The 16,699-nt window shown below is 31.9% G+C and carries 15 protein-coding genes; 9 read left to right on the top strand and 6 right to left on the bottom strand.

The features are described from left to right. The first annotated feature begins 89 nt into the window (after positions 1–89). The 4 genes from AA088_RS10580 to AA088_RS10565 are packed head-to-tail and all read left to right on the top strand — an operon-like array spanning position 90 to position 3,947. Positions 90–929: a FemAB family protein gene (locus tag AA088_RS10580; protein ID WP_241483404.1), complete on the top strand. Its 840-nt coding sequence runs from the start codon at positions 90–92 to the stop codon at positions 927–929. Beyond that, positions 926–2,029 carry a DegT/DnrJ/EryC1/StrS family aminotransferase gene (locus AA088_RS10575; RefSeq protein ID WP_046744981.1) on the top strand — a complete coding sequence of 368 codons (1,104 nt, stop codon included), beginning with the start codon at positions 926–928 and terminating at the stop codon, positions 2,027–2,029. The genes AA088_RS10580 and AA088_RS10575 overlap by 4 nt, the downstream gene beginning before the upstream one ends. After that, the gene (locus tag AA088_RS10570; RefSeq protein WP_046744980.1) at positions 2,026–3,324 is read left to right on the top strand and encodes an O-antigen translocase; all 1,299 of its coding nucleotides are present in this window, start codon (positions 2,026–2,028) and stop codon (positions 3,322–3,324) included. The genes AA088_RS10575 and AA088_RS10570 overlap by 4 nt, the downstream gene beginning before the upstream one ends. A 59-nt stretch (positions 3,325–3,383) precedes the next feature. Beyond that, entirely contained in the window at positions 3,384–3,947 is a 564-nt protein-coding gene (locus AA088_RS10565) for an acyltransferase (RefSeq protein ID WP_157547147.1), read from the top strand. Positions 3,948–4,012: 65 nt separating this feature from the next. On the opposite strand, the gene AA088_RS10560 is transcribed toward AA088_RS10565, so the two are convergent. Both AA088_RS10560 and AA088_RS10555 read right to left on the bottom strand, forming a co-directional pair. Further along, the gene (locus tag AA088_RS10560; RefSeq protein WP_046744979.1) at positions 4,013–4,525 is read right to left on the bottom strand and encodes a hypothetical protein; all 513 of its coding nucleotides are present in this window, start codon (positions 4,523–4,525) and stop codon (positions 4,013–4,015) included. 108 nt (positions 4,526–4,633) lie between these two features. Then, positions 4,634–5,137: a Dps family protein gene (locus tag AA088_RS10555; protein WP_046744978.1), complete on the bottom strand. Its 504-nt coding sequence runs from the start codon at positions 5,135–5,137 to the stop codon at positions 4,634–4,636. 496 nt (positions 5,138–5,633) lie between these two features. On the opposite strand from AA088_RS10555, the gene AA088_RS10550 reads away from it, so the two are divergent. Then, positions 5,634–6,182 (top strand): CIA30 family protein, encoded by a 549-nt coding sequence (locus AA088_RS10550; RefSeq protein ID WP_052752862.1) that lies wholly within the window; start codon positions 5,634–5,636, stop codon positions 6,180–6,182. Positions 6,183–6,196: 14 nt separating this feature from the next. Here AA088_RS10550 and AA088_RS10545 read toward each other — a convergent pair whose 3' ends face one another. Next, positions 6,197–7,339 carry a glycosyltransferase gene (locus AA088_RS10545; RefSeq protein ID WP_046744977.1) on the bottom strand — a complete coding sequence of 381 codons (1,143 nt, stop codon included), beginning with the start codon at positions 7,337–7,339 and terminating at the stop codon, positions 6,197–6,199. A 38-nt stretch (positions 7,340–7,377) separates the two neighbouring features. On the opposite strand from AA088_RS10545, the gene AA088_RS10540 reads away from it, so the two are divergent. Together AA088_RS10540 and AA088_RS10535 are read left to right on the top strand one after the other, a co-directional pair. After that, on the top strand, positions 7,378–8,463 hold the full coding sequence (locus AA088_RS10540; RefSeq protein ID WP_046744976.1) for a glycosyltransferase family 4 protein: 1,086 nt from the start codon (positions 7,378–7,380) through the stop codon (positions 8,461–8,463). Positions 8,464–8,465: 2 nt separating this feature from the next. Then, on the top strand, positions 8,466–8,891 hold the full coding sequence (locus tag AA088_RS10535; RefSeq protein ID WP_046744975.1) for a sugar 3,4-ketoisomerase: 426 nt from the start codon (positions 8,466–8,468) through the stop codon (positions 8,889–8,891). A gap of 16 nt (positions 8,892–8,907) precedes the next feature. On the opposite strand, the gene AA088_RS10530 is transcribed toward AA088_RS10535, so the two are convergent. The 3 genes from AA088_RS10530 to AA088_RS10520 form a co-directional block, all read right to left on the bottom strand. Further along, positions 8,908–9,846 carry a glycosyltransferase family 2 protein gene (locus AA088_RS10530; RefSeq protein WP_046744974.1) on the bottom strand — a complete coding sequence of 313 codons (939 nt, stop codon included), beginning with the start codon at positions 9,844–9,846 and terminating at the stop codon, positions 8,908–8,910. Beyond that, positions 9,846–10,742, bottom strand: a complete 897-nt coding sequence (locus tag AA088_RS10525) for a glycosyltransferase family 2 protein (protein WP_046744973.1) — start codon at positions 10,740–10,742, stop codon at positions 9,846–9,848. Before AA088_RS10525 ends, AA088_RS10530 begins: the two co-directional genes overlap by 1 nt. 101 nt (positions 10,743–10,843) lie before the next feature. Beyond that, positions 10,844–11,524, bottom strand: a complete 681-nt coding sequence (locus AA088_RS10520) for a cell division ATP-binding protein FtsE (RefSeq protein WP_046744972.1) — start codon at positions 11,522–11,524, stop codon at positions 10,844–10,846. A 295-nt stretch (positions 11,525–11,819) separates the two neighbouring features. Between AA088_RS10520 and AA088_RS10515 the strand changes: the two genes are divergently transcribed. Next, a complete protein-coding gene (locus tag AA088_RS10515; protein WP_046744971.1) occupies positions 11,820–14,855 on the top strand; it encodes a tetratricopeptide repeat protein in 3,036 nt (1,011 codons plus the stop codon). Between the two features lie 45 nt (positions 14,856–14,900). Further along, positions 14,901–16,661, top strand: coding sequence for a TonB-dependent receptor (locus AA088_RS10510; RefSeq protein WP_046744970.1), 1,761 nt, complete (start codon positions 14,901–14,903; stop codon positions 16,659–16,661). Positions 16,662–16,699 lie beyond the last annotated feature (38 nt).

Genomic DNA, 16,699 nt, shown 5'->3' with positions numbered 1-16,699 from the left:
TAACTAAATACACAAAAGAGCAACAAGCGCTTTGGGACGAGTTTGTTTCAAAAGCGACAAATAGTTCGTTTTTGTTCTATCGAAACTTTATGGAATATCATAGTGATCGTTTCGAAGACCATTCCTTACTACTATACAAAAAAGACAAGTTAGTAGCGCTATTTCCTGCAAATCTACGTGACAACACACTATACTCGCATCAAGGATTGACATTTGGAAGTTTCATTTTGCAAAAAAAACAAAATGCATACGAGGTGTATCAATTATTAGAGTTGGTTATAAATTATGCAAAAAAACATGGATGTAACGCAATTGTTGTCAAAACAATGCCCTCTTTTTACTATACAGTTCAAAGCAATGAATTGTTGTATTTTTTAGCACAAAAGGGGACATTGCATTCGCGAAATTTGGTATTAACGATTGATTATCGAGCAGGTTTTCATATTCATAAAACCAAATTAAAGCATTACGAAAAAAATCATCATACAGGTTTTGAAATTGTAGAAAAGGGGAGTCTTTCTGAGTTTTGGAATCAGGTGTTAATTCCAAAATTGAATGACAAATATGAAGCAACGCCAGTACATTCATTAGAAGAAATTAAAAAACTAGAAAAGTTATTTCCTCAAAACATCATTCAATACAATATCAAATTAGAAAATGAAATCTTAGCGGGGATAACTATTTTTAAGCATAAAAAAATAGTCAAATCGCAATATGGAGCCAATACTAAGAAAGGCGCTTCTTTGCGTGCTTTAGAATATTTATTTATATACTTAATTGAAAAGTTTCAACAAGAAAGAATGCACTATTTTAGTATGGGAACTGTAGATGCAGCTACAGAAATAGGGTTTAATGCAGGTTTATTAAAACAAAAAGAAGAATTAGGGTGTGTATGTGTCACACAAGATATTTTTAAAATTTTGCTATGATACCGTTTTTAGATTTACAAAAACTCAATGCGCGCTTTGAAACGGAATTTCAAGAAAAATTCACGCAATTCCTTACGAGTGGATATTATGTGCTAGGTGAGAATGTAAAAAGTTTTGAGCAATCATTTGCAGATTATTGTGGGACGAAATTTTGCATAGGTGTAAGTAACGGTTTAGATGCGTTGATTTTGATATTGGAAGCGTATAAAATTTTAGGAAAACTGAAAGAAGGAGATGAAATTATCGTTCCAGCAAATACCTACATCGCAAGTATATTAGCAATTTCGAAAGTTGGATTGGTTCCGGTGTTGGTTGAACCTACACTTGAAACCTACACTATAGATAGCACCAAAATCGAAGCAGCCATGACACCAAAAACCAAAGGAATTATGGTGGTTCATTTGTATGGGCAATTGGTAGAAATGTCTACTTTACAAAAGTTAGCAAATGCGCACAATCTATTGATTATAGAAGATGCAGCACAAGCACATGGAGCAGAAACGAGTAAAGGTAAAAAAGCAGGAAATCTTAGTGATGCAGCCGGATTTAGTTTTTATCCAACAAAAAATTTAGGAGCGTTAGGAGAAGCAGGAGCAGTTACTACAAACGATTCTGAATTAGCAGAAATCATCAGGAAATTACGCAATTATGGAACTTCTTCAAAATACGTCAATCAGTATAAAGGGGTAAATAATCGATTAGATGAAATTCAAGCTGCTTTTTTACGTATAAAATTACCTTTACTGAATGCAGACAATGAAATTCGTCGAAAAATTGCGAGCAGATATCTTAGCGAAATTAAAAACGCAAAGATTATTTTACCCAAATATGCTCATGATGCTTCTCATGTTTTCCACCAATTCGTTATTAGAACAGAAAACCGAATGCAATTAAAGGAATATCTTTTTGAAAACGGAATAGCAACGATGATTCATTACGAAATTCCTCCGCATAAACAAGAAGCATATCAAGAATGGAATGAGCTACATTTTCCGATTACGGAAAAAATTCATGCAACATGTTTAAGCGTGCCAATTAATCCACTATTAACAAAAGAAGAAGTTACGAAAATAGTTAGTGTTTTAAATAAGTATTCTTGAAAAAACTACGTGCCTATATTGGAAATAATATTCTGTTGAAAATAACCTCTTTCAACAGTTTTGCAATTTTAATCAATGTTTTGGTTGGCGTATTGACTTCAAAAGCATTGGCAGAATTTGTAGGACCTAAAGGAATGGCATCAGTCGGAAATTTAAAAGATTTTCTAAAAACCATATATGCTTTGGCAACATTTGGGATTTATTCAGGAATTGTAAAATATACTTCAGAATATAAAAACAAGCCAAACCAACTTCAACGGGTATTATCTACGGCTTTGTTCATTATTCTTGTAGCAACCATTTTAGTTAGTATAGGACTGTTTGTAGGAGCTTCTTATTGGAATAATTTGATTTTTGAAGGAAAAGAATTTGGTTACATATTTCGAGTACTTGCAGTAGTATTACCATTATATGCATTGAATATGTTTTGTTTGGGAATTATCAATGGATTAGAAAAATATAAACAATTCATTGCAATTAATATAGCGGGTTATTTGGTCAATTTACTTGTAACGGTAGCGTTAGTTTGGCAATACCAGTTGGACGGAGCTTTACTCTCGTTAATTATCATTCCATCAATACTCTTAATTTTTAGTTTGATAATTCTGTATAGAGAACGCGGAGCACTTCCTAAATTCCATTCAAGACATTTTTCGAAAAGGTATGTAAAAAAGTTTATGTCTTATACCCTAATGGCGGCGGTTTCTGCGGTTATTTTTCCGATGGTCTACGTATTTGTTCGAAACCATATCATAGAAACGATAGGAGAAACAGAAGCAGGATATTGGGAAGCGATGCTTCGAATTTCCAATCAATATTTAATTTTTGTAACTTCTTTATTGTCGTTATATGTATTGCCTAAACTTGCTGAAAATCACTCTATACAGGGGTTCAGGGATATTGTGTTTGGTTTTTATAAAACCATCTTGCCGTTTTTTATTTTAGGGTTACTAGGAATTTATTTCTTGCGAGTTCCTATCATAAAAATCATATACAATGAAGAGTTTTTAGCAACTGAAGGTTTATTTTTTTGGCAGCTTTTAGGTGATTTTTTTAAAGTAATATCATTGGTTATTGCGTATCAATTATATGCAAAAAAAATGTTGGGGCATTATTTATTAGTCGAAATAAGCTCCATTCTTTTATTTTATGGATTAAGCATTTATTTAACAAATGCAAAAGGAATTGAAGGAGTTGTGATGGCGCATTGTATTCGAAGCTTTATAGCACTACTTTTAATCGTGACAATCTTTAGAAAATCTTTATTTGGAATAATAGAGAGTGAAAAACAGTAAAAAAAGCCGAGACTTGTATAAAATACGTATTTTTAATTCATTAAAATAAGGAAACACGAGTGAAACAATCCATAAGACATTATCTACTTCGTTTTAACGTATGGAAATATAACTTTTTGAGTAACTGTAAAAACGTGATTGGAAAGCCAAAACGTTTTCAACCTTTATTGCTAGAAGGTAATGGGACAATTGAGTTTGGACAGAATGTAAGTTTCGGAATATTGCGATCTCCATATCTCTTTAGTGGATATGGCTATATGGAAGCTCGTGAAAGCTTAGCGCATATTTATATTGCAGATAATGTGGCAATCAATAATTCGTGTGTATTTACTGCTGAAAAAAAAATCACTATTTCTAAAAATACAGTAATAGGGTATAATTGCCATATCAGTGATAGTTCTTTTCATAACTTAGACATTGACAAACGACACGAAACAGATCCGCAGCCACAAGAAGTTTTTATTGATGAAAATGTGTTTATTGGGAATAATGTTACCATTCTTAAAGGAGTAAACTTAGGGAAAAATGTAGTTGTAGGAAGCGGTGCTGTAGTTACAAAAAGCTTTCCAAATAATTCCATTATCGCTGGCGTACCCGCTAAACAAATCAATCAAGTTTCATAAAAAAAACCATTCCTTCTAAGGAACGGTTTTTATAATATATCGGTTATTCAAGTAAATGAGTTGTATTACTTCATGTCTACCACTTCAATTTCATAAACTTCTCCATTGGTAGAAATAATATTATATATACCTTCAGAAGACAACATGTTTACTTTTTTCTTGTTGTTGTATGAATCAATCCTATGAATTTCTTTCATGTTGTTTGACCATACTTGTAAACCATTTTCTGTAAGCATAAAATCATATCTAAAATTTTCTGGTCTTACATACTTAATAGTAATCTCTCTTTCATAAGTAGAATCATTATCTGAATCTAATTTGAAAGTAGTTTCCAATCTAGGAGCAACTACAATTCGATCTTGATTCAACTTATATCGGTCACTCTCATCAAATACTACAGGATATGTAGCTTTCGTTTCTTGATATATTTTAGAATTATTTTCCAATTCCATTTCTACAATTTCATATGCGGCACTATTCTCTCTTACCACAGGATCTCCATTCACACTATCTTGCGCAAATGCAATTGAAGTTGATAATAAAATTGACGGGACTAAAAATTTAATATACTTTTTCATAATTTCTTTATTTATTTTTTGTTATTAATGACACTATTCAATTTTGAAAGCTGCAACAATGTCTTCAACAGCTACTTATACATGATAAGATTTTTAAAATTTGAATACTTATGCTTTTACCATCGAATTGTTTAATTGAGCAGAAGTTTCCTTGGCCCATGCATTGAGCATCCAACTAGATTTTTCTAGTTCTCTAACATATGCTCCAAGCATGTCAATGGTACCTTCATCTTCTGCGTTATTAGCATGATCAATTACTACTTTCATTTGGGACAATAATATTTTGTGGTCATTGATCAAAATTTCAACCATTTCTTTATCTGTTAATAAAGGACTTGATTCCTCAATTTGTGAGATTTCTAAATAGTCTCCCATTTTACTAATTGGATGGTATTTTAAAGTCAAAATTCGCTCTGCAATTTCATCAATCTTTGTTTGTGCAGCAGTGTAGAGCTGCTCAAACTGATCGTGTAGCTCAAAGAAATTTTTACCTAAAATATTCCAATGAAAGTTTCTTAATTTTTGATAGTAGACATTATAATTAGCGAGTAATGTATTTAACTCTACAACTACAGGAACTAACTTTTTGTCGCTCATATTCAAATAATTCATTGTTATAATTCTTTTTTAGGATTAATAATCAGTTTTCTGAAAAAACACGCATTTCTTGATTAGTTAATATCAGTTTAATAACTTTTCAATCAGTGTTTTACTTGTGATGATTTCAAATCACAACTGTAATATACGGGCTAGAGAAATTTTGTCAAGCGTTTTAACAACACTTAACTTGTAGATTAAAAAAATAACATAAAAAGTGTTAAATAGAGGAGATGAAATGTTAAATATTTAACATGTATTTTTGTTGAGAAAAATTAATTTTTACGAAAAAATCGCAAAAAAGACTTCTTTTTATAAAAAATCAATATGGAAATTATATAAAAACTGGCGAAAATCATGTAAATTACTAAAAAATGTAAAAATTAATGGAAAACTGAAAAAGTAGTAAAATTCTTCAATTTTAACATATTTTAACAAATGATATAGTGCTTCAATTTATCAAAAGCTTACACTAATTATTTGTATCTTTAAAAAAAGCTAGAAAAGACTTATGAAAAAAGTACTCATATATTGTTTCCTAATTTTTTTTCAAATCATATATGCTCAAGAATCTACAATTGATTTCAGTAAATATGGTGATGGAGAACGTTGGGAAATTGTAAATGATGGTGTGATGGGCGGTTTTTCTCAAGGGAACTACAGATTTACAGATGGAGGAGTCGTTTTTGAAGGAAAAATTTCTCTTGAAAATAATGGCGGATTTTCTTCATTTAAAAGTAATTTTCAAAAACGAGACCTCTCTTCTTTTTCTAAAGTAATTATTCGTTATCGTTCCAAAAAATGTGCAATAGGCTTTACGTTAGAGTTGGATAAACGCTGGTTTGTTCCGTATTACAAAGCAGATTTACCTTCTACACAATGGAAATGGAAGGAAATAGAAATTCCTTTTTCAGATTTCATTCGATACAATATAGGGAGAAAACGAAAAGGAAAAATATCCAATGAAGAACTCCAAAACATCCTTAGAATAGGATTTATTACCAATGAAAAACGAGCTACTTCTTTTAAAATAGAAGTAGATTACATCAAATTTGAATAACGATTTCAACGGATTTATTCTGTAGATTTCCAGTGCTCTGTGTATGATTTGGCTACCTTTTGATAATGATGAAATTTTTCCACAAAAGCACGCGCATTTTTACCTATTTGAATCATTTTTTCAGGATTTTCAATCAGAAATGATAATTTTTCAACCAAATCATCAATATTTGGAGTAGCGTTGATTACCACTGTTTCTGGCAACTTGTAAAATTCCTGAAAAGCTGTTTCAGCTCCAGAAAACACTACTTTTCCTTTAGCCATTGCTTCCAATGCATTATATCCTTGATCGTAACCGTACAATTGATCCATAATAATGTGTGCCTTGTCATAGGTTTTTATGTATTCTTTATAGGGCAAGCTATAGGCTGTTTTAACTTCTACACAATCAGGGAATTTTTTCTCAATGATTTGAAGTGCTTTTTCGATGATGTCATTCCCTTTTTTTAAATAATTCACTTTATTAACTCCATGAAAAATAAGTACTTTTCCATCATAAGTTAACGGAGAAAATTTCAAAAGATCAATATTGATTGGAAAAGGAATTAATGGCAATGCTTTTGGATGATTTGTATATGCCATTTCATAATCAAAATTTGCAGGAATGACACCTTGCACATTATTAATTACAAATTGATGTAGTTTTTTATGTGCTTTTGTTAAATATTGAAGGGAATATTTAAAGTGTTTTTTATGTGCAGAATTATTTACATAAGGTGTTAAAATATGATAAGGAAGCTTGGCATGTAAAATATAATTCAAATAATAAAAATCATCTCCACAAGAGGAAACAAAAACATTTTTATTGTGCTTAAAAATATAAGCAAGTAATTTTCGCTCTACAAAAGGAGTTGTGGCAAAAGGAAATTCATTAATAAGCTGAACCGCATCGTAATGTTGAAACGAATGTCGATGTTTGTAAAAACGATAAGCAATTTCTAAAAAAGCAATATCTACTTTGGTCAATCTAAAAAAGAATTGTCGAAACACATTGGGAATCTTTTTCTGAAAAAAAGTCGCTTCCAATGAAATATCTATAGGGTAGTTTTTAAAGCTGTCAGCGCGACCGATCAATGTCACATCGTGTTGTAATAACTGTAGACCTTCTTTTAACGAATTGTGAAATCTACTGTATTCTCCTACCAATAATATGCGCATAAACAGTATATTTGCGTGAAAGATAGTGGGAAAACTTTATGCTGCAAAATTCTAAAAAGAAAATCTGTCTAATTGTTGAATGTCTAAGCATAGGCGGCGCAGAAAAACAAGCGGCCAACTTTTCAAAATCGCTAGAAAAAGAAGGTTTTGAAGTGTCTATCATTACTCTCAAAGACAAAATTTCATACGAATACGCAGGAACATTATATAATTTAGGAAAAAAGGAATCTTCCATAAAAATTGTTAAACAGGCTCAAAAACTTATCGCATTCAAAAAAGCCTATCAACACTGCAATGCAGATGTGTATATAGACTTTAGAACACGAACAAGAAAACGTATGGAGTTTGTTCTACACAAGTGGGTGTTTGACAATGCTAAAATGATTTTTGTTATTCATAGTTATAAAATCGATTGGCATATTCCCAAAGGAAGATTTTTTACAAAAATATATGCGAAAGCAAAAGCAGTAGTTGCAGTTTCAGAAGCAATTTGCAAAAATGTTGAAAAAACATACGATTTTAAAAATGTTATTCACATTCCAAACTACATAACTTCGGAAGTTTCTTGCAGTCAAGCGACAGTTCAACTAGATGAGGATTACATTATTGCTGTGGGACGTTTGGACAATCATATCAAGCAATTTGATAAATTAATTGAAGCTTATAAAGCATCAAAAATAGCCGAAAAAGGAATAAAGCTAGTAATTTGTGGCGATGGACAGGATAGAAAAGTTTTGCAAGAATTAATCAAAAAACTACAATTAGAAGCTCATGTACAACTCCTAGGTTTTGTAGAAAATATAGACGATTACATTCGTCAAGCTAAGTTTTTAGTATTATCAAGTAGGGTAGAAGGCTTTCCAATGGTTTTAATAGAGGCATTGCAACAAAAAACACCTGTTATTTCATTTGACTGTCTCTCGGGACCTAATGAAATTATTCAGCATAAAATCAATGGTTTGCTCGTTGAAAATCAAAATTTTGCGAATTTTAAAGATGCAATGCGACTGTTAATCGAAAATTTGGAATTGTACGCAATTTGTAAACAAAATGCTGTATCTTCCATAAAAAAATTTACTGAAAAGAACGTAATTCCCCTGTGGATTCAACTCTTAAATGCCTAAATATGTCTACAACTGTTGCTGATATACAACTCATTTCAATCCCCAAAATTGAAGATTTTAGAGGAAATATTTCTGTCATTGAAGGCGAAACGATTCCCTTTACATGCAAACGAGTATATTATTTATATGATATTCCGAGTGGAGCTAAGCGTGGCGGACATGCACATGTAGAGCAACATGAAGTGCTTATTGCATTGAGTGGAAGTTTTGAAGTAATTTTTAAAGATGGAACTAGTAAAAGACGTATTTCATTGAATAAACCGAATCAAGGATGTCTTATTCCGCATGGAATTTGGCGTGAATTGGAAAACTTTTCTTCTGGAGCCGTTTGTTTGGTATTGGCTTCTGACGAATTTGATGAATCAGACTATATTCGTGACTATCAAGATTTTTTAATCACCAAGGAAGATGTAAAGCTTTCTAAATAACTTTATGGATTCTATACTAAAAAGACGTAACTCTGATATTGCGTTTTAATAAAAAACCTTTAATTCTTTTCAAGAATAATAAAACAAACCGTGGACTTTTCAATAGAAAACGCTGTTTAGCAGTCAAATTATTGTAATCTATTTTTTCAAGCATTTTTTGCTGTTGTGGAATCGCATTCTCCAAACGATATAAAATGGCAAAAATATATCGGTACAAATCCAAGTATTTTTTCAAAGAAAGGTTAGATAGAGCCAATTCTTCGTACTGATTTAAATCTGGAAGCGTCTTATTTGCAATAGTAGTTCGTGTCATTTGATTAGGTACTTCAAAGCGTACTTTAGCCAAGGCTTCAAAATGATACGCAATGCGATATTTAGAGCCAAATTTTATATAAAAATCAATATCTTCAGCAAAAGTAATTGCAGGATTAAAAACTACAGTATTATTTGTAATTTCTTTTTTGAAAGCGATACAACTTTGTACAAAAATGGGTTGAAACATGCTCGCATCAAAAAAATCTGTAACTAAAAAAGAGTTTCCTTGTAATGAAGCATCCAGATTTTTATGTGGAGTTAACGCTTGTGTTGGATAACTTTCAATATAATCAGTTCCAAAAATATGAGCTTCAGGAAATGATTCGAATAAATTTTTAATTGTGTGCAAAAAAGTAGGAAGCCACGTGTCATCAGCATCTAACAGAGCAATGATGTTGCCAGAAGCTTTAGAGATTCCATGATTTCGAGTGGCTGAAAGTCCCAAATTCGATGAATTTTCCAATAATTGAATTCTATCATCTTTAATTTTTGATACAATCGAAGCACTTGAATCAGAGCTAGCGTCATTTACTACCAGCAATTCAAAATCTGTGAAAGTTTGTTGTAACACACTTTCAATAGTTTCTTGAATGTAGTTTTCTTTGTTGTACAAAGGAATGATTACAGAAAAAAGTGGCATTATGAACGCTTATCTAAGTAGCAAAGATACGTTAATCTATAGAAGTCAAAAATAAACATGGAAGGATTGTTAGAAACTAAATTCTTTTCAAAAGATGTTCCAAACCAACGATACATGATTGCTAAAATATGATTAAAACCGAACATTTTAACTCGTTTAAAAACTTTGGTAATCAAAATATCATTATGCTCTATCAAGCCATTTTTTAAAAATAAAATCAATACTGCTACAGATTCTAATGACTTTTGTATAAACTCTTTACTAGTGTCTAAGCCTAAATGATACACAGGATTGTGAATATGAGTCATGTGTACATTGGCATGTTTTAAATCGTTAGCAAATAAAGTATCTTCATGTCTTGCATTAGGAATATCTTCATTAAACTTTACTTTTTGAAACACTGTTTTTTTAATCAAAAAACTCAGCGTTAAAAAACGTAGATAGGAAGCCTCTTCTCTCTGTTGTACACTTAAGGCTTCACGCTCTCTCCCATAAACCCAACGTAAAACATGTTCTTGTGGAGGTTTGATATCTTCATACAAAATACCTCCATAAATCACTTCTTTCTCTGCTGAAATACTAGCAACATACTTCGCAATAAAATCATCATGAACAGGAATTACGTCAGCATCTAAAAATAGTAACCATTGATACTGCGCACGTTCAGCTAATACATTTCGAATTCGGCTGCGACCAATATTTTCAGATAAAACCTCATAGGAAGCATTTGGTAATTTGTTAATAACCTGATTTTGTTGAATAGAATGTTGATTGTGAGAATGATCATCCAAACATAAGATTTCAAAAACAATACCTGTGCGTACAACTTGGGTATGGATTTTTTCTACGAGAGTAGAAATATCATAATTGTATGTAGGTATTAAAAGGGAAAGCATACATTGTGAATATGAATACAGTTTACGGAGCCAAAATAAGCTTTATTTTCATATCATTTACTAAGTTCTTTGTGAAATGATGAAATCTCTTGATAAAAGGACTATGTATTTTTTTGAACAACTTCAAAAACTTTTCCTTCATCACATTTTAAAGTTTTTGAAGGATATTTTAATAGTAACGCATAATCATGTGTAGCCATTAAAATAGTACGCCCATTTTTATTGATTTCTTGCAACACTTGCATTACTTCAATACTTGTTTGTGGATCTAAATTTCCAGTAGGTTCATCAGCAATAATCAATTCAGGATCGTTTAAAAGTGCACGCGCAATAGCCACACGTTGTTGTTCGCCTCCCGAAAGTTGATGTGGAAATTTGAAGTTTTTCGTTTTCATTCCGACTTTGTCCAATACTTCATCAATTTTTGCTTGCATTTTGTCTTTATCTTTCCATCCAGTAGCCTTAAGTACAAATTGCAAGTTTGCCGCAACGGTACGATCTTGTAATAATTGAAAATCTTGAAAAACAATTCCTAGCTTTCTTCGTAAATAAGGAATGTCTTTTTCTCGGAGTTTTTTTAAATCAAAATCGACAATTGTTCCTTCTCCTTCAGTTAATGGCAAATCACCATAAAGGGTTTTCATAAAACTACTTTTTCCAGAACCTGTTTTTCCGATTAGATACACAAAATCGCCTTTATTGATTGTAAGATTGACATCAGAAAGAATCAAATTTTCACGTTGAAAAATAGAAACATTTCTAAGATTGAGTATGTGTTCCATGAAAGTGCATCGTTTTTGAATAGAATACACAAAGTAAACAATTAAACGGCAATACGAAAAACTTATTGATGTAAATGCATTAAGAAATTATCAGATTGTAAATTATACAAAGAAAAATCAAGTGTTTTCTTTTTTGTATCTGCATACTTATCACAAAAAACAAACGTTATATAGAAAAGTTAACATATATCTTAACTTTCCAAAATTGGCGAAAGCTATTTATTTGCGTTAAGTTTGTAGTAAATACAATCTAATCGTAAAAACAGTAAAAAGAACTCATAAAACCACACGATTCATGAGCAAAAAAAATCTTCAATTCCTTTTGTGTGTTGTGTTGCTAAGTTTTCAGCTTTTACAAGCTCAAAAAACAAAAGTGTACACGCATGATTTAAAAGAGTATAATGAAGCATTGCATTTATACAATAGCAAGCAATACCAAGCTTCTCAAGCACTTTTTGATAAAGTAAAAGGTGCTACTTCAGATTATGAAACCAAAGCAAATTGTGCTTATTATATTGCCAATTGTGCCGTGCGACTGAATCAACTTGGGGCAGATAATATGATGGAAGAGTTTGTAAAAAAGTATCCTACAAGTACAAAACGTAATTCGGCGTTTATTGATGTGGCAGATTATTATTTTGAAAATGGAAAATATGCACGTGCCTTAACTTGGTATAATAAATCTGGTGAAACAAATTTGACAAATGCGCAACGTGAAGATTATAACTTCAAGAAAGGATATGCATATTTTACAGCAAAAAGCTACGATCAAGCAAAAACATACTTTCAAAAGTTGCTAGACTCTCCAAAATACGGTTCGCAGGCTAAGTACTATACAGGATATATTGCTTATCAAGAAGATAATTACAAAGAAGCCAATGAATATTTTGAAGGAGTTTCTGAAGAAGATGAATACAATGAAAAGTTATCTTACTTCAAAGCAGATATGAATTTCAAACTTGGGAATTTTCAAAAGGCAATTGAATTGTCTAAAAAAGAATTGCCAAATGCAGATCGAAAAGAGCTTTCAGAGTTAAACAAAATTATTGGCGAAAGTTATTTTAATCTTAAAGAATACAAAGAAGCAATTCCGTATTTGACAGAATATAAAGGTAAAAAGGGAAAATGGAACAATACTGATTTTTATCAGTTAGGATATGCTTATTATCAGCAAAAAGATTACGAAAACGCCATTAAACAATTTAATAAAATTGTTGACGGAAGTAACTTTGTAGCTCAAAATGCATACTATCATTTGGGAGAATGTTATTTGAATACAGATAAAAAACAAGAAGCATTGAACGCTTTTCGAAATGCATTTCAAATGGATTTTGATTTGAAAATTCAAGAAGATGCTGGACTGAATTATGCGCGTTTGAGTTACGAGATTGGAAATCCATACGAAAGTGTACCTTCTGTTTTGACTTCATACTTGAAAAAATATCCAGAAACAGAGCACCAGGGAGAACTTGAAGAGTTGTTGGTGAGCTCATATATAACATCTAAGGATTATGAAGCGGCTTTAAATCTGTTGGAAGCTAGTAAAAAATATAGTGACAAAGCGACGTATCAAAAGGTAGCTTTTTATAGAGCAATCGAATTATTTAATGATAGTAAATATCAAGAAGCGTTGGAGTTTTTTGAAAAATCATTAAAAGAAAATGAATCTGAAGAATATATAGCAAGAGCTACTTTTTGGAAAGCAGAAACCAACTATTTATTAGATAACTACGATACTGCTTTGCAAGGCTTTCAAACGTTTGCCAATGCAAATATGACCGATACGGACGAAGCAAAAACTATCGATTATAATTTGGCGTATACCTACTTTAAACAAAAGGAATATGCAAAGGCAATTGCGAGTTTTGAGAAATTTATCCGTACTCAAGAAGACGATACAGATCGTGTAAATGATAGTTACTTGCGCTTGGGTGATAGTCATTTTGTGACTAGTGATTACGATAATGCAATCAAAGCCTATGATAAAGCAATTGCATTAAAAGGAGTTGATGAAGATTATGCGTATTTTCAAAAAGCGATTAGCTATGGCTTTACAGGAAAAACGAATACAAAGATCGCTGAACTTGAAAAATTTACAAAAAAATATACAAATTCATCTCTACGTGATGATGCTTTGTATGAACTAGGAAATACGTATATCAACGACGGAAATACAGCTAAAGGATTGAATGCATATGAAAAAATGATTACAGAATATCCTAAAAGTTCCTATGTGCCAAAAGCAATGCTTAAGCAAGGACTCATCAATTATAATGATGGTAAAAACCAAGTGGCATTAACGAAGTTTCGCTCTGTTGTGGCAAAGTTCCCAAATACAGAAGAAGCCATTCAGGCAGTAGCAACGGCAAAATTGATTTACATTGAATTGGGACAAGTAGAAACGTATGCAAATTGGGTAGAAAATCTTGACTTTGTGGAAGTATCAGATGCAGAATTAGACAAAGCTACCTACGAATCTGCTGAAAAGCAATTTTTTCAAAACAATACGGATAAAGCTATTGAAGGATTTAAAAAGTACCTTCAGCAATTTCCAAATGGGATAAATGCTGTCAAAGCAAACTTCTATTTGGCACAATCATACTTCAGTAAAGGAGAAAATCAAAAAACGGTTCCGCACTATGAATACGTATTGCAAAACGAGCGTAATGAATATACAGAGCAAGCACTGGCTCGATTGTCGCAAGTCTTCTTAGAAGCAAACAATTATGCAAAAGCAATTCCTGTGTTAAAGCGATTGGAAGAAAGTGCTGATTTTCCTCAAAATATCACTTTTGCACAGTCTAACTTAATGAAGTCAAATTACGAACTGAACAATTATACTGAAACTGTAACATATGCTGAAAAAGTATTGGCAAATGATAAAATAGACGATCGAATTAAGAGCGATGCTCATGTATTTATTGCACGTTCTGCAATAGCTACTAATGATGAAGCAAAAGCGAAAGTAGCTTATCAAGAAGTACAGAAAATTGCAACTGGAAAACTAGCAGCCGAAGCTTTGTACTATGATGCGTATTTTAAAAATAAAGAAAAAAAATACGATGAATCAAACGAAGTTGTACAAAAACTAGTCAAAGATTATGCAAGTTACAAGCAATTTGCTGCTAAAGGATTAATCATTATGGCAAAAAATTTCTATGCGTTAGAAGACTCGTTCCAAGCAACGTACATTCTGGAAAGTGTAATCAAAAATTTCACTAAGTATCCTGAAGAAGTGGCCGAAGCCGAAAAAGTATTGACGCGTATCAAAACAGAAGAAGCAAAAAGAAACTCTTCGGTAAATCCGGTAGATCAAGAAGGTGGAAACTAATTACATCATCAAACAAAACAATTACAAACACAAAGCAAGCAATATATGCGACACCAAATCATAAAATCAACGTTCATATTAGCGATATTTTTTATAGCGAATTTGGCAACTGCTCAAGATGAAGATAAGGACAAAGACAAGGATAAAGATAAAAACATTGGTACAGAAGTAGTGAATGTGGTAAAACCCTATTCGCCTTCTGTGTCAGATGCATTCAAAATAAGACAAACGCCTTCGCTAAACGATAAAGAAACACAACAAAAAAAGGAAATTAAATACGCTATTTTTTCTTTTCCTGTAGCATCAACATTTACACCAGCTAAAGGAAAAGCCGAAGGACTCAAAAAAGCAAAAAAAGAAAAACTTTACAACACTTATGTTTCTTTAGGATTAGGAAACTATAATACAGCTGCATTAGATTTCTTTACAAGTAGAGCGATTAGTAGAGATGAAACTTTTGACATTATGTTGCGTCATCATTCGTCACAAGGAGATATTGATGGAGTTGAATTGGACAATAACTTTTTTGACACAAAACTAGATTTAGCGTATATCAATCGTAGTCGTGACATGTCATGGAAAGCAAAAGCAGGGTATCAGCATCAAATATATAATTGGTACGGATTGCCAGAAAATATGTTAACACCCGCTCAAATAGGTGGAATTAGTGAGCAACAAACCTATCATAATTTTTACCTTGGTGGAGATGTTGAAATGGAGAATTCTTTTTTTAATGGAGGAAAACTGCAATACAGACGCATGTTTGATGCATTTAGTTCTGGAGAAAATCGATTGATACTACAACCTGAATTTGAAGTAGAAATTGCTGGCGAATTGATCAATGCTATGATAGATGTTGATTATGTAGGAGGAACGTTTGAAAACAACTATGCTGAAACTGCGAGTATAGACTACAGTGTGTTAAAAGCAGGAATTTCGCCAAGTTTGGTTATTTTGCGTGACGATTTAACGGTTAATTTAGGAGCCGGAATTTATTATGCTTTGGATGCAGAAAACAGTGAAAGTGATTTCTTTATTTATCCTAGAATTACAGCGCAATACAGACTAAGTGGTGACGATATTATCGCTTATGCAGGACTAGAAGGTGATTTAAAACAAAATTCTTATTATGATTTTGTACAAGAAAACTATTTCGTGTCGCCAACATTAGGAATCGCACCAACTGATCAGCAATACAATGGATATTTGGGAATCAAAGGGAAATTAACTTCTAATGTAAGTTATAACGCTCGTGCATCGTATATTTCTGAAAAAAATAAACCTTTATTTAAAGTAAACACGTTCAATCCTTCGTCGAATGCAGACAATGGATATACCTATGGAAACTCGTTCAATGTGGTTTATGATGATATCAATACAATTTCTGTTTTTGGAGAAATCAATGTAGATATTACAAGTAATTTTAAATTTGGGGTAAAAGCAGAATACTTTAATTTCAATACAGACAATGAAGAAGAAGCTTGGAACTTACCAAACATAGAAGCTTCGGTATTTGCGGATTATCAGATTACTGAAAATTGGTTTGCTGGAGCAAATATTTTTTATATTGGAGAACGTACAGACGAAGTAACTTTTGGAAACAGTCTTATGTCGCCATCGCCAACAGTAGTTACTCTAGATGGTTTTTTTGATATAAATGCACACTTAGGATATCGTTTCAACGACCGTTTGTCAGTATTTGCAAAAGCCAATAATATTGCAAGTCAAAACTATCAACGTTGGGTAAATTTCCCTGTACAGCAATTTCAAATCATGGCGGGAGCTACCTATAAATTTGACTTTTAGAAGAAATAAATTATAAATAATATCTCTAAGCGTTCCAT

This window comes from Kordia zhangzhouensis (assembly GCF_001005305.1).
GTDB lineage: Bacteria > Bacteroidota > Bacteroidia > Flavobacteriales > Flavobacteriaceae > Kordia > Kordia zhangzhouensis.
Note: the sequence above shows the minus strand (reverse complement) of the source record. Positions and strands in the feature narration are given on the sequence as shown.

Coding starts and splice junctions, on each gene's coding strand:
- AA088_RS10580 (WP_241483404.1), top strand. CDS start 90: ATGGAATATCATAGTGATCGTTTCGAAGACCATTCCTTACTACTATAC.
- AA088_RS10575 (WP_046744981.1), top strand. CDS start 926: ATGATACCGTTTTTAGATTTACAAAAACTCAATGCGCGCTTTGAAACG.
- AA088_RS10560 (WP_046744979.1), bottom strand. CDS start 4,525: ATGAAAAAGTATATTAAATTTTTAGTCCCGTCAATTTTATTATCAACT.
- AA088_RS10555 (WP_046744978.1), bottom strand. CDS start 5,137: ATGAATTATTTGAATATGAGCGACAAAAAGTTAGTTCCTGTAGTTGTA.
- AA088_RS10550 (WP_052752862.1), top strand. CDS start 5,634: ATGAAAAAAGTACTCATATATTGTTTCCTAATTTTTTTTCAAATCATA.
- AA088_RS10545 (WP_046744977.1), bottom strand. CDS start 7,339: ATGCGCATATTATTGGTAGGAGAATACAGTAGATTTCACAATTCGTTA.
- AA088_RS10540 (WP_046744976.1), top strand. CDS start 7,378: ATGCTGCAAAATTCTAAAAAGAAAATCTGTCTAATTGTTGAATGTCTA.
- AA088_RS10535 (WP_046744975.1), top strand. CDS start 8,466: ATGTCTACAACTGTTGCTGATATACAACTCATTTCAATCCCCAAAATT.
- AA088_RS10530 (WP_046744974.1), bottom strand. CDS start 9,846: ATGCCACTTTTTTCTGTAATCATTCCTTTGTACAACAAAGAAAACTAC.
- AA088_RS10525 (WP_046744973.1), bottom strand. CDS start 10,742: ATGCTTTCCCTTTTAATACCTACATACAATTATGATATTTCTACTCTC.
- AA088_RS10520 (WP_046744972.1), bottom strand. CDS start 11,524: ATGGAACACATACTCAATCTTAGAAATGTTTCTATTTTTCAACGTGAA.
- AA088_RS10515 (WP_046744971.1), top strand. CDS start 11,820: ATGAGCAAAAAAAATCTTCAATTCCTTTTGTGTGTTGTGTTGCTAAGT.
- AA088_RS10510 (WP_046744970.1), top strand. CDS start 14,901: ATGCGACACCAAATCATAAAATCAACGTTCATATTAGCGATATTTTTT.